General features: G+C 41.8%; 10 protein-coding genes and 2 riboswitches. Of the genes, 5 read left to right on the forward strand and 5 right to left on the reverse strand.

Going from position 1 to position 13,457, the window contains the following annotated elements:
* Nucleotides 1-138 precede the first annotated feature (138 nt).
* Nucleotides 139-915 (forward strand): DUF5131 family protein, encoded by a 777-nt coding sequence (locus tag V7K46_RS06535; protein ID WP_335111773.1) that lies wholly within the window; start codon nt 139-141, stop codon nt 913-915.
* Here V7K46_RS06535 and tcmP read toward each other — a convergent pair.
* The 3 genes from tcmP to V7K46_RS06550 form a co-directional block, all read right to left on the reverse strand.
* Entirely contained in the window at nt 905-2,032 is a 1,128-nt protein-coding gene (tcmP, locus tag V7K46_RS06540; protein ID WP_335111774.1) for a three-Cys-motif partner protein TcmP, read from the reverse strand. The genes V7K46_RS06535 and tcmP overlap by 11 nt on opposite strands.
* A 144-nt stretch (nt 2,033-2,176) precedes the next feature.
* Nucleotides 2,177-3,865, reverse strand: a complete 1,689-nt coding sequence (locus V7K46_RS06545; protein ID WP_335111775.1) for an NAD(P)H-quinone oxidoreductase subunit 4 — start codon at nt 3,863-3,865, stop codon at nt 2,177-2,179.
* Nucleotides 3,866-4,103: 238 nt separating this feature from the next.
* Nucleotides 4,104-4,823 (reverse strand): response regulator, encoded by a 720-nt coding sequence (locus V7K46_RS06550; RefSeq protein WP_273762392.1) that lies wholly within the window; start codon nt 4,821-4,823, stop codon nt 4,104-4,106.
* A gap of 589 nt (nt 4,824-5,412) precedes the next feature.
* On the opposite strand from V7K46_RS06550, the gene V7K46_RS06555 reads away from it, so the two are divergent.
* Nucleotides 5,413-6,504: a hybrid sensor histidine kinase/response regulator gene (locus V7K46_RS06555; protein ID WP_335111776.1), complete on the forward strand. Its 1,092-nt coding sequence runs from the start codon at nt 5,413-5,415 to the stop codon at nt 6,502-6,504.
* Nucleotides 6,505-6,765: 261 nt separating this feature from the next.
* Here V7K46_RS06555 and V7K46_RS06560 read toward each other — a convergent pair whose 3' ends face one another.
* Entirely contained in the window at nt 6,766-7,800 is a 1,035-nt protein-coding gene (locus V7K46_RS06560) for a ribonucleotide-diphosphate reductase subunit beta (protein ID WP_335111777.1), read from the reverse strand.
* Nucleotides 7,801-8,007: 207 nt separating this feature from the next.
* Entirely contained in the window at nt 8,008-10,263 is a 2,256-nt protein-coding gene (locus V7K46_RS06565; RefSeq protein ID WP_335111778.1) for a ribonucleoside-diphosphate reductase subunit alpha, read from the reverse strand.
* Between the two features lie 236 nt (nt 10,264-10,499).
* Nucleotides 10,500-10,643, forward strand: a riboswitch (cobalamin riboswitch).
* A gap of 372 nt (nt 10,644-11,015) precedes the next feature.
* On the opposite strand from V7K46_RS06565, the gene V7K46_RS06570 reads away from it, so the two are divergent.
* From V7K46_RS06570 to V7K46_RS06580, 3 genes are all read left to right on the forward strand, one after another.
* A complete protein-coding gene (locus tag V7K46_RS06570; RefSeq protein ID WP_335111779.1) occupies nt 11,016-11,288 on the forward strand; it encodes a hypothetical protein in 273 nt (90 codons plus the stop codon).
* A gap of 118 nt (nt 11,289-11,406) precedes the next feature.
* Nucleotides 11,407-12,408 carry a methyltransferase domain-containing protein gene (locus tag V7K46_RS06575; RefSeq protein ID WP_335111780.1) on the forward strand — a complete coding sequence of 334 codons (1,002 nt, stop codon included), beginning with the start codon at nt 11,407-11,409 and terminating at the stop codon, nt 12,406-12,408.
* Nucleotides 12,409-12,640: 232 nt separating this feature from the next.
* On the forward strand, nt 12,641-12,862 hold the full coding sequence (locus V7K46_RS06580; protein ID WP_335111781.1) for a hypothetical protein: 222 nt from the start codon (nt 12,641-12,643) through the stop codon (nt 12,860-12,862).
* 305 nt (nt 12,863-13,167) lie between these two features.
* Nucleotides 13,168-13,310, forward strand: a riboswitch (cobalamin riboswitch).
* Nucleotides 13,311-13,457 lie beyond the last annotated feature (147 nt).

The following is a 13,457-nucleotide window of genomic DNA, read 5'->3' on the forward strand; positions in this document are numbered from 1 at the left end:
GGTTGGATTATGCGATCACTCCGCCCATCTATAGCGATGATATAATTATAAGTTCTGTTATAGTACAGATACACTATAAGAATCACAGATTCTAAAAAGTATAATTTGCAGAATTTGTAATTTACAAGGTTATGTAATATGTCTAGTACGCACACGGGTATTGAGTGGACAGATAAAACTTGGAACCCGATAACTGGTTGTAACAAGGTTAGCCCAGGTTGTTTGCATTGCTATGCAGAAGCTCTCACTAAACGTTTTCCTAATAACTTCAAGAATGGATTTGATTTAACCTTACACCCAGAAAGGTTAGCAGAACCTTTTAAATGGCGTACTCCAAGTAGAATATTTGTGAATTCAATGAGCGACCTTTTTCATGAAGATGTACCTGTTGATTTCATTGAAAAGGTCTTTAAAGTGATTCATGAAACTCCTTGGCATATATATCAAATATTAACAAAACGACCTGAGCGGTTACTTGAGTTGGCTTCTGAGTTAGAATTTCATGAAAATATCTGGTTGGGTGTGTCAGTCGAAAATCAAAACTATGTTCATCGTGTTGACTTTCTTCGCAAAGTTCCCGCGACTGTTCGCTTTCTTTCATGTGAACCGCTTTTAGGTGAATTGAATCTTGAATTAACAAATATTCACTGGGTTATTGTTGGTGGAGAGTCAGGACAAAAACATCGCCCTCTAAAAACTGAGTGGGTAAAAGATATTCATGACCAGTGTAAAGCTGCAGAAGTTGCATTCTTTTTTAAGCAGATTGGCGGAAGAACTTCTAAGGCTGGAGGTAGATTACTAGATGGTAAAATATGGGATGAAATGCCTGATGCTTGGAAGCGGCATCAAAAGAGATGGGGGGATACTCCACTGAAATTAGCAGGTAAAAAAGAAAGTTTGGTAATTACTGCTTAGGTAGAAATGTAACTTTCACTGAATCGGCGAATGTAAGTTCACCTTTCTTCTTTCTTCTTTTATTAGCAGGTGGATCTGCTGTAATATTACCCTTAGCTTCAAGATTATTAAGAGCAGCTTTATAGTTTTTGCTAATATAACGCCTGCCAACATGATGCCGATCGTAAATTTCTAGCATGGTTATTGTTTGACCTGCAAATGTATCCAAGAGCATTTCTTCTAAGTCATCAAGAGGATGAGAAAATTCAAAAAGTAACGGTTGTCTATAAGTGGCTGGATTATATTCAAAAGATGGCACACCTTGATGTTGTTCAGTACTCTCTTTTGCCATTATTTGCTTCATAATGTTATAGCCTTTAATATGCTTACTCACAAATATCAAGTGATGGCTAGTACGGTTTCCATTCTTATCTTTGAAGCAGAAAGGCAGAACATACTCTCCACCCATTTCTTTTAAAGCTTCGCAAATTGCCTCTACAACTGTTATTTCTCGTTCCCCTGGTTGAAGTGTTTTTAGTTGCTGGCGTACTTGATCAGCTCGTATATTTCCAAATAGTGCATTCATGTGTTCTTCAACAGTGGCGTTACTTAAAGCCATGTTAATGCGTTTGTAATTGAAAAAGAAGATGCAATCGCACCCATGATTTTTTACAACTGAGTTAATAAGTTCTAGCGATAAACCTTCATATCCCCACGGATCTACAAAAAACAATGTAGGAGGTAACTTGAGTTGTTCAAGTATCTTGACAATTTCTTCACCAACTTTATGATTAAATACTTTAGGCTTAGATTTTAAATTTGCAATATTAGGAATTGAATTTATAGCTTCTTGAAGAGAATTAATATGTTTGGTATCAGCATCATTAAATACTGTCACCAGCATATTTTGCATATATGGATTAGAAATCGCAGTCTCTAAAATTTTTATTGGTGTTGATTTTGAACCATCTTCGTATCTACCTGGCCCTGCAAAAAGGTCTATGTAGGCAATTTTTGAATTATATTTTTTAGCACTTGGTATCATCACGTTTGCCCAAGCCCAAAAATATTTCTCAACAATTCTAGCTTTGATTAAAGATTGCTCTTTCTGTTTATCAAAGAAGGAAGTAATACTCATACGCAACCTACGTGTATATAATCTAATACACTAATTGTAGGCTGCGTAAAGTGTTTGGTCAAAGTTATCTGCTAACAAAAGAGCTAGGCGCGTAGTGGCTATCCTAGACATCACTCTTTTTCACAAAAATAAAGGCCAAAAAGGTTACTTCAAAGTTCCCAAAACTGGCGCTACCTCAACCTCTGAAATTTGCCCAACCAAGAATCCCTTAGCATAAATCTGGGGATTTGTTTGCGAGACTATGGCATAAGACTGGCGAAGATTAGCATTCACTGCTACGGTCTTCACGTCGTACATCTGCATCGCCATTTTAGGATAGAAACCAATACCAATAATCATCAGCAGAAAACAGGCAGCGATAAACACTTCACGCGGTCTAGCATCCTCGTAGACTGCATCTTCTGGCACCAGACAGTCTGTACCAAAACAAACTGTTCCCTCATCTTCTTGATTTTCTGAGCCTGCATTATTAATGTCGCAGATGAGTGCTGCACCCTGACCATAAAATACCTCTCGCAGCATGGAAAGTAGATAAATAGGTGTGAGGATGACTCCAACTGCTGCTAGAAAAACCGTTACGGTGCAGAAAGTCGAACTGTAAACGTCACTGCTTGTCAGACCAACGAATACCGAGAGTTCGCCAGCAAAGCCGCTCATACCGGGAAGTGCCAGAGATGCCATCGCGGAGATTGTAAACAGGGCAAAGACTTTGGGCATGGCTTGACCAATACCGCCCATATCTTTCATTACCATTGTATGGCTGCGATCGTAAGTAACACCTGCTAAGAAGAACAGCACTGATGCAATCAAACCATGTGAAATCATTTGCAACATCGCGCCGTTGATTCCCAAATCAGTGAAAGACGCAATCCCAAGCAATACAAATCCCATGTGGGAAATCGACGAATAAGCTAAACGCCGCTTCATATTGGTCTGAGCAAAGGAGTTCAATGCACCATAGATAATATTCACAACACCCAGAATGGCTAAAATGGGCGCAAAGTAAATGTGTGCATCGGGAAGCAACTCAAGATTCAGGCGAATTAGTCCATATCCGCCCATCTTCAGCAATACACCAGCCAAAATCATCGATACAGGAGAGGATGCTTCGCCGTGGGCATCAGGCAACCAAGTATGCATCGGAAAAACAGCAAGCTTGACACCAAATGCAATCAGCAACCCTGCATAAAGTAGCAGTTGTAAACCAAGAGGATATTCCTTGCTGGCGAGGGCGGTTATGTCAAATGTCATTTTACCGCCGCCATATAGCCCCATTGCCAGGGCTGCCACCAAAATAAATATAGAAGCCGCTGCGGTATACAACAAAAATTTCGTAGCCGCATAACGACGCCTTTGCCCACCCCAAATGCAGACTAGTAGGTAGACGGGAATCAGCTCTACTTCCCACATAATGAAAAATAGCAGCAAGTCTTTGGCAACGAACACGCCTACCTGTGCAGAATACAGCACCAGCATCAGAAAATAGAAGAGGCGAGGTCGGTGATTAACTTGCCAGGCCGAAAATATTGAGAGTGTAGTGACAAATCCTGCTAAAAGCACAAGGGGAACTGAAAGTCCATCGACTGATACCGCCCAGTTCAAACCTAACTGAGGCATCCAGGCATAATTCTCCACAAGTTGAAAATTAGCACTGCTGGCATCGTAATGCTTCCAAAAGGCGTAGCACATCAAAGCAAAGTCTGCGATACCTATACCCAGTGCATACCACCGCACGCGCTTGCCATCTTTATCAGGCAGTACAGGAATGAGCAAAGAAGCAACGAGTGGCAGCAAGACAATCGCGGTAAGCCAGGGAAATTGATCCGCTATCATGTATATGAGAAAAAATACTTATTTGTCAATTATGTCATTCTACTCAAGTTTGTAACAATTTCTTCATAAAGTTTTGTCCCTGTTAACAGCTTTGACCGAAAAACAATTATGAACAAGCACTTCGTTAGCACAGCATCGATTCAAAAAGTTGCAGTTTTGAGGTGGATAGTTCAGTAGCCGCTTTCAAGGAATTAAAAATTACTGGGGAAATTGCTATCTAAGTAGTTGATTTACTCACTCATGGTACTAATCCAGCCCGCAAAGCCCGGACAGCAGCCTGTGTACGGTCAGCAACACAGAGTTTATTCAGAATACCTCGAACATGAGTTTTTACAGTACCGACTGTTAGATAGAGCCTTTTAGCAATTTCTGCATTGTCACATCCAGCGACAATCAACTCTAAAACATCCATCTCCCTATGAGTTAAAGGATAGCTGACTATATTTTTCTCGACATCTGGGTCAATACCTTCAATCAAGACTCTTTTTCCAGCTGCTCCTCTGCTACCATCGGGGAAATCTTGACGTATTTGTTGTAGTACAAGGTCTGCGATCGCTGGATCGATCCATGAGCTACCTGCATAGGTCGTTCGTACAGCCTCTACTAGTTTCTCAGTTTCGATATCCTTCATGCAATAAGAATCTGCACCTGCTGCAAATGCTGCTAAAACTGCCTGTTCGCTATTCTGCATCGTTAAAATTAGCAGCTTTGTTGTATAATCTTCATTCTCGGCTTGATATTGCCTAAATGTGCGTGTTAGCTCAATTCCATCCATGTCAGGCAAGCCAATATCAATAGTAGCAACATCGGGCTTGAGAGTTTTCAGAAGCTTGATGCCCTCTGCCGCATTGGCTGCTTCACCAACAATGTTTAACTCTGGGTCGGTTTGCAAAGCAGCCCGTAAGCCGATTCTCGTAAGGTTGTGATCTTCAATCACGAGGATCTTGATTTCACTCATAGTTGCTTAATTTTACTGTTATCTATCTAAAGTACAGATTAAAATAATCTCGTTCATCTATTCGGGATTTTATCCAAAAAGCAATGCATTTGGTATTATTACCATAAGTTCATCTACCATTAGACATAAATAACCTGATCTCGGAAGTTTTTTTAAAGCAAGAGTTTCGATATGACAATATAATTCGATCAAAAAATATTTTTATACATTTACTTGAGGATAAATGTTTCATGGTAAACAACTCCTTTCTGAAAATCCCCTAGCTAGCTAGCAAGAGTGGGTGACTACTAAATAGTTGCCCTTGCAGTGGCTAGGATGATGCACATAAAAGGGACTAAACTACCTCACCCTAGCATCCAGGCAGAGATATTGGTTGGATAATCGGACAGCTAAGATACTTGTAAAAAAGTAATATTTTTTAATAAATACATTTTTTATTAAAGAAGCAGTGTAATTACGTACAATTCTCAGATATTTAATTTGAGAAACTTTAAAGGAAAATGTCAATCCTTAATAATCTCAGCGCTGGTAAAGTAAGCTATTACTAGATTTGCTAGGGATAGCCAAGCACTTCTTTTTTTATTTAGCCATGTCTTTAACTAAAACTGTTAAAAAAGATAAAATTCTCGTTGTCGATGATGTTTTTGACAATTTACTGGTCTTAGAAGCAGTCCTAGAAGATAACGACTATGAGATTCACTTGGTAGAAGATAGCAAAATTGCTCTGACTATGGTTGAGGAGTCACCACCAGACATAATTCTGTTAGATGTGATGATGCCGGAGGTAGATGGCTATGAATTTACTCGCCGCATCCGACAGAATCCGGCGTTGCCATTTATCCCAATTCTGCTGCTCACAGCTCACTATGAGTCTAGCGTTGTTGAAGGACTTGATGCTGGTGCAGATGACTTTATTCGTAAACCATTCGATCCTGATGAATTACATGCACGAGTGCGATCGCTTTTGCGCCTCAAACATAGTATCGACGAACGAGATCAGATGGCTAACCTGCGGACAGATTTTGTCTCGCGTTTTACTCACGATTTACGCATACCGCTGGTAGCCTCCAACCGCGTATTAAAATTATTGCTGTCAGGCAGATTTTGCGAAGTTTCGCCACAATTGGAAGAAATAATTGATACCATGATTGGCAGTAACCAAGACCTGCTGGAAATGGTAAACACCTTGCTAGAAGTTTATCGTCATGAGGCAGGCTGTAAAACCTTAAAAATTTCTCCTTGCAATATTCAGGAATTAGTTAGTGAAGTTACCCAAGAATTAACTCCCTTAGCTGAAGAAAAAGGATTAGTTGTAAACATTGATAGAGGTGATGCTAGCACCATCATGGGCGATCGCGTAGAACTGCGGCGAGTTTTGACAAATATCATTGGCAATGCTATCAAATTTACAGACAAAGGTTCTGTAGATATTCATAGCCATCTCACTCCAGCAGATGTGACTATTGATATCCAAGATACGGGGCCGGGAATTTCTAAACAAGACCAGGCAATATTATTTGAGCGATTTCGCCAAGGTAAACACCAGCGTTCTGGTAGTGGTTTGGGACTATATCTATCTCGCTGTATTATTGAAGCACATCAAGGCACAATCGATGTGACATCTGAGCCAGGGCAGGGTAGTACATTCACTATCCATCTACCTCTAGCTGGTGAAAATTAAGACACCAGCGATGTCTACGACGGGCTACGCCTACGCAATCTGTGTCAGCTAGTGAGGAGTCAATACTATATTAAGTCTGATGGTTTATTGCCTTGGTCAGAACGACCTGAACCTTCTTTTACCAGATATCAAACTATGCAAAAACATCCGAAGAAGTTGATGAAATAGGTTCAGGATGTGATTGCCTTTTGCTTTCTAGGTATTTTTCAAGACGCGAGATATCGCGTCTCTGCATCTAAACCAATATTTTATAAACCCCTCTTAGAAATCATCCCAACCTTCAATACTTGATGACATGACGTAACTGGTGACACTTGCCTCAAAGAAGTTGGCTTTTGTATTGGCTTCTTTTTTGGTATCTGAGAAACGCTCCAAGTGAGCATAGGGGCTTTTCTTGTAGATAGCTTCTGGAAATAATGGCTTTAAACCGATCGCCTTTAAACGAGCATTTGCCAGATATTTGGTGTACTGTCCTGTACTATTGGCTGTAATGCCAAGAATATCATCTCCGACAATATGTTCTGTCCACTTGCATTCATGCTCGACGGCTAAAGCAAACATTTCATAAATTTGTTCGTGGCTGTGGGGGAAAACTTGCATCGCTTCTGGAATCAATTTTTGATATAGCCGCACATGGGAGAGTTCATCTCGGTTAATCATTCTAAAGATATCGGCACTCCCAGACATGAGCATCCGTGATGACAGATTGTAGAAAAATATAAACCCATTGTAGAAATACAATCCTTCTAACAAGTAATCGGCTAACAGCGATACGAAATAATTTTCTGGTGTCGGGTTATCGACATACTTTTGGTATAGTCCGGCGATGAATTCGCATCTAGCTTTGAGAATGCGATCGCTCCGCCAGAAATCATAGACGTGTGTCCGGCGATCGCTCGGAATCACCGTCTCAATGATGTATTGATAAGACTGATTGTGCATCGCCTCTTGGGAAATTTGTTCTGCCATGCACAGCGCTATTTCTGGTGCAGTCACGCTGTTTTTGATGTGAGGCACATTACAGGTTTGCACCGAATCGAGAAACGTTAGGTAACTGAGGATGCCATCAAATGCACGTCGTTCACCAGGCGTGAGATTGAGGTAATCTGTTACGTCCTGAGTAATGTCTATTTTTTCGGGAACCCAGAAGTTCTCTCGCATTTGACGGTAGAGAGACACAGCCCAGGAATAGCGAACATCATTGAGTTGCATTAAATTTGTAGTTTCCCCGAACCATATTAAACGGTTTGCTGTATTATCACTCCCGTTCGGATTGAAAACGGGATTAATTGGCATTAATGATTGTCTTTGTTGGTACATTTTTCAATTGAAAGGGAGTAGGGATCTTAATTAGGGAGTAGGGAGTAGGGAGTAGAGAGTAGGGGGAAGAATGGGGAATAATAATTACTGCTTCCATGACAATTCTTGGGACGGAGAATATATCTTACTCCCTAATTAAGATCCCTACTCCCTACTCCCTACTCCCCACTCCCTACTCCCTAGTTAGTTTGCACAAGCAACACATTGCTCGTTCGATTCTTTGAAACTGTCTTTTTGGACGGTGCGAATGTAGTAGATTGCTTTACAACCCAATTCCCAAGCCAGCATTAGGGTTTCAAAAATATCAACAGCGGTAAGAGAGCGCTCTGGTTCGTCGGGGAAATAGACTCCAGCGTTTAGGTTAAATAGCAATTCCATTGAAATTCCTGTATCAATCCATTGTTGGATTGTGGCGATCGCTTTCACCACTTTTTTCTGATCTAGTGTCTTATTTTCGACATAAAACCATAGATTATCCTGAATGTAAGGCGGTGCGATTGGTACTGAACCCTTGGCCCACTTTTCATAAAAGAATTTGCTGTAAACGGGTAAAACACTTGCTGTACAACCCTGAACTAAAGATGAAGAAGTGTTAGGTGCGATCGCAGTAATATGTGAATTGCGAATCCCATGTTGTTTGATATCCTGACTCAGTTGTAAAAAGCGTTCTGGTTGACTAGCGTGTTGCTTAAACCAATCCACAGGCTTTGCTCCGATTAAATGTCCCTTGCTCCATTCACTACCCCCAAAAGCAGGATACGCACCCCGTTCCTTCGCTAATTCCATCGATGCTGCGGTGCAATAGTAACCGATGTCTTCAAATAAATCGCTGATTTTCTGAAGATGGGTGTAGCTGAGATGACGTTTTGCTAACCAATCGGCTAATCCCATACAGCCTACCCCAATTGTGCGATATTTGGCGTTGTGAGTGGCACTAGCAGCAAATGGCGGTGAAGTAAGTTCAATCGTGTTATCTAGTATACGTACTGCAATTTGACAAATCTCTGCTCGCTGCTCATTTTCTAAATTTGCAAGATTAATACTTACAAGATTGCACGTATGTGCTTCTTCACCAGGTTTCACATTTGACCATGATTCTTGACAAAGGTTTCCACCAGGAATGTAGCCTTGATGCTGATTAGGATTAGCTCGGTTCGCGGTATCTTTGAACCATAAATAAGGCATCCCGGTTTCTAATTGGGTTCGCATCACCTGTTTGAGTAAAAGACGCGCATTTACCCGTTTGTAGAGTGTAATCGAGTCATCTAAACTGGCTTCGATTTGAAGATAGGCACGTTCAAATGCTTCACCCCAAGTTGAAGCTAGTTCAATGCCTAACCGAGTTCGCACTTCATAGGGATCAACTAAAGTCCATTCTGTATCTGCTGCTACTCGCCGCATAAATTCGTCACTGACAACCAATTGCGGGAATACGTCATAAGCTTTGCGTCGCCCGTCCCCACTCTCGGTTTGCATTTCCAAAAATTCAGGTAAGTCCAAATGCCAAACATCTAGACTCACAGTGACAGCACCTGCTCTGCGTCCACCTTGATTAACTGCGATCGCTGTATCATTTAACAACTTAATCCAGGGAACTACACCACCTGATGCATTTGCCTTGCCCATCACCCAACTACCTGTTGCTCGAATTCGAGACAGATTTACTCCCACACCGCCGCCATTTTTGGAAATGCGAGCCGCATCATGAATGCCGCCAAAAATGCTTTCCAAATTGTCGTCCATTGCCGTAATGAAACAACTAGCAAGGGAGCCATTGGGAATCCGCAAGTTCGCCAGAATGGGTGTTGCTAAAGATATTTGACGATTCGCTAATGCTTCATAAAATTGCTTTGCCCAGGTTAATCGTTTATCTGGTGTTTCCACGGAGGCAATCAATAGCGCACAAGTCAAAAATGCTTCTTGAGGCAACTCATTTGCCAAAAGATATCGCTTTGTCAGTAATACTGCTCCCGCATAATCATAATCGGCATCCCAGTCAGGATTAATCCAAGTGTTAGCAATCTCTAACTCTTCAGGAGAGTAGGTCAAGATGCGGCGATCGTATTGTTCTTCTAGAACTTTGAAATGTACAGTCCGAGCATAGTACCCGTACTGATAGCCACGGCTAACTGTTATTTCTTTCCACAAACTCCAAATATGTAAGCGGCCAGCTACATAGCGCCAATCAGGTTCTTCAGGACTACACAAATCCAAGGCACAGCGAATTAAATTATCTTGAATTTCTCGCGTGGTAATGCCGGGACGCAATCGAGTTGTCAGATGTGCTTCTAGAGCAATGGAATTTGTTGAAAGTCCACAACAAGCCCAATTAACCACTGTGCGAATTTTATTAATTTCCAACGGTGTAGTCGTTCCATCACGACGAATGACATGGATATCCGTTGTGGAGCTGTTGGAGAGTGTAGATGGAGCTTGCATACAAGATGTGTTGATAAATTTTAGAAGAATAATTGCAAAAATGGAAAAAAATTGTCAGCGCTATGTCAAAAAACGCTGGCAACCCGAAAAAGTTTGTTGGGTTGAAAAATTGCAAAAGAATTGTCCAATAAAAATTCAGAGCAAGCTTTGGTAAAGAATGAAACTTGCTCCGATTAATGACGAATGCCAGTATAGATCGACCATTGATTTTTATGCAAGCAAATCACAGTTGTGTTAATATTCAGAGGAATCTCGGTTCTAGTGGAGAACAGCCATTAGAGGAAACGGGGAAAGTCCGGTGTGAATCCGGCGCTGTCCCGCAGCTGTAATCAAGGCTTGCCTTGTGAGTCAGAATGCCCGCCGAAGTTGACTTGTAAATTTTGTACATCTGCGAGGCACAGATTAAGTATTTTTATGAAGATTTCTACAACTACTAGGCAATACAATCTCATAGCCCCACATATCAAGACGCTACAGGTTACGGCTTTCTATGAGACGGTAGGCGATTAATTAATAATATAAATTGCGTATGACTGATGCAGCGATGGTGACAGCTATTCTCTGTGGGAATATCGCTTAAAAATAGTTGCAGTAAAAACGAAACGCTGGATTAATTAACAGATGGAAGTTGTTGCAAACAGGTAGAAAATGGCGTGGATGACTTACACAGTCCTGTTCCATACCGAATAAATAGTTTCTCAATTATGCATAGAAATTGCTAATTTACTAGATTAATACTTCAGTTAATCATCATGCCGAAATTCTATCTTCACAGAGCCGCGAAGATTCCCACTGCTGTTCATCCCTTTGTCAAACAAACGATTCCCCAAGACAAACACAAGCCCCGTCTACTTCCAGGGAGAATTATTCGAGGTATGCAAAATATTGCAATGTCGATGTATGGGAAAATTTATACTGCGTTAGCTTTGCTCGTCGTAGGCATCGCCGACTGCGGGCGGTTACGCCATCGCTCGTCTGATTCGGGACGAGCAACGAGCAAACCGTTAGCTCGACTCCAAAAGTAAATCTTCTTTCTCTTCTACCCCTCTGCTTTCTTGTCAAGGGTTCCTGCTACAAAATTCATGGCTACGAGATTCGTGCAATAAATCTATCTACGGTAGGCGTAGAGGAGCGTTCAAAACAATGTCAACTTCATTATATTTTTTAATTGGTTTTCTTCTGCTTTTGGTGGTAGTAATTGCGACTTATTTCTTGACTGCCCGCAAGTATCAATCTTCAGCTACAGTTGCCAATTCCTACGATCAATGGACTACTGACGGCATCTTAGAGTTTTATTGGGGGGAACACATTCACCTCGGTCATTACGGTTCGCCGCCACGACAGAAGGATTTTTTGGCTGCTAAATCTGACTTTGTACATGAAATGGTTAAATGGGGTGGAATAGAAAAATTACCTCCTGGTACTACCGTTTTAGATGTTGGCTGTGGTATTGGGGGCAGCAGCCGGATTTTAGCGCGAGATTATGGGTTTGCTGTCACAGGGATTACGATTAGCCCACAGCAGGTGAAACGTGCCCAGGAGTTAACGCCCCAAGAGGTAAACGCCCAGTTTGCGGTCGATGATGCGATGGCATTGTCGTTTCCAGATGCCAGTTTTGATGTGGTCTGGTCAATTGAAGCAGGCCCCCACATGCCAGATAAAGCTGTTTTTGCTAGAGAATTAATCCGGGTGCTAAAACCCGGTGGAGTGTTGGTTGTAGCTGACTGGAATCAGAGGGATGACCGCCAAAAGCCACTAAATTTCTGGGAGAAACCAGTGATGCAACAACTCCTAGATCAGTGGTCTCATCCAGCTTTTTCTAGCATTGAGGGATTCTCTGAGCTTTTAGCAGAGACTTCCTTAGTCGAGGGAGAGGTAATTACGGCAGACTGGACGCAAGAAACGCTTCCTTCTTGGTTAGATTCGCTTTGGCAAGGGGTGGTTCGACCGAGCGGATTTCTGCGTTATGGACTGTCTGGTTTCCTCAAGTCTGTGCGCGAGGTGCCGACGTTTTTGTTGATGCGTTTGGCGTTTGGTGTAGGGCTGTGTCGATTTGGAATGTTCCGCGCTGTGCGGGCGAACGGGAGTACAGAATTGATGGACAGAAACCTTGCTAAAGAAACTCCCTCAAGCTTGGTTGGGTAGCGATGCCTGCGGCGGGTTGCGCCTACGCATGATGACCAATTTTGAGTTTCCATTTATTGGTCTTTCCTGCGGCGGCTACTGCTGCGACTGATGACCGGGCTGTGGAGTTGCTAGCCACAACTTGAGGCTATATCTGGCGAGGAAGTGAGCAATGGCACGGTAGCGTTAAACATTTAGCTTCTGATTTTGTAAAGGAAAACAAGAAGCAGAATTTGAGACAAAGACTGAATCAGTGCTGAAGGCGGCTAAACCAACATTATTGCCGCTGTTTATTGAATTCGGGCAGTTGTTTATTGAATTCGGGCAGTCGTTTATTGAATTCGGGCGGTTGTTTATTGAATTCGGGCAGTCGTTTATTGACTTCGGGCAGTTGTTTATTGAATTCGGGCAGTTGTTTATTGAATTCGGGCAGTCGTTTATTGAATTCGGGCAGTCGTTTATTGACTTCGGGTAGTTGTTTGTTAAATTCAGGCAACCACGAAGAATTCACGGAAAATAATTTATTGCTAATTTCTCGCCCTCTCTAAAACCGGGAGCATCCCAAATGTGTAAAATTCCCTTAGATGTCTACGCAGAATTAATTTTCACTCCTATGTCTATTTATAATTGCGATCGCTATTTTTTCAGTAATGCTGAGTGAAGTAGAAAGTACTCACTACTTATTGCAGTGAAGAATCCACAGTCTTGAGTAATTGACCCGATTTTTTAACTCAGCACTCTTTATTCATTTATGACTCAACACAAGCGCACTTTTATGTTAATATGCAAAAGAATCTCGGTTCTAGTGGGGAACAGCCATTAGAGGAAACGGGGAAAGTCCGGTGTGAATCCGGCGCTGTCCCGCAGCTGTAATCAAGGCTTGCCTTGTGAGTCAGAATGCCCGCCGAAGTTGACTTGTAAATTTTGTACATCTGCGAGGCACAGATAAGTATTTTTATGAAGATTTCTACAACTACTAGGCAATACAATCTCATAGCCACACATATCAAGACGCTACAGGTTACAGCTTTCTATGAGATGGTAGGTTATTAATTCGGGGTACAAATTGC

The organism is Nostoc sp., assembly GCF_036917395.1.
Classification (GTDB): domain Bacteria; phylum Cyanobacteriota; class Cyanobacteriia; order Cyanobacteriales; family Nostocaceae; genus Nostoc.

Bases quoted from the DNA above. Each gene is read 5' to 3' on its own strand.
- V7K46_RS06575 (WP_335111780.1), top strand. From the start codon at position 11,407: ATGTCAACTTCATTATATTTTTTAATTGGTTTTCTTCTGCTTTTGGTG.
- V7K46_RS06555 (WP_335111776.1), top strand. From the start codon at position 5,413: ATGTCTTTAACTAAAACTGTTAAAAAAGATAAAATTCTCGTTGTCGAT.
- V7K46_RS06560 (WP_335111777.1), bottom strand. From the start codon at position 7,800: ATGCCAATTAATCCCGTTTTCAATCCGAACGGGAGTGATAATACAGCA.
- tcmP (WP_335111774.1), bottom strand. From the start codon at position 2,032: ATGAGTATTACTTCCTTCTTTGATAAACAGAAAGAGCAATCTTTAATC.
- V7K46_RS06565 (WP_335111778.1), bottom strand. From the start codon at position 10,263: ATGCAAGCTCCATCTACACTCTCCAACAGCTCCACAACGGATATCCAT.
- V7K46_RS06545 (WP_335111775.1), bottom strand. From the start codon at position 3,865: ATGATAGCGGATCAATTTCCCTGGCTTACCGCGATTGTCTTGCTGCCA.
- V7K46_RS06570 (WP_335111779.1), top strand. From the start codon at position 11,016: ATGCCGAAATTCTATCTTCACAGAGCCGCGAAGATTCCCACTGCTGTT.
- V7K46_RS06550 (WP_273762392.1), bottom strand. From the start codon at position 4,823: ATGAGTGAAATCAAGATCCTCGTGATTGAAGATCACAACCTTACGAGA.
- V7K46_RS06535 (WP_335111773.1), top strand. From the start codon at position 139: ATGTCTAGTACGCACACGGGTATTGAGTGGACAGATAAAACTTGGAAC.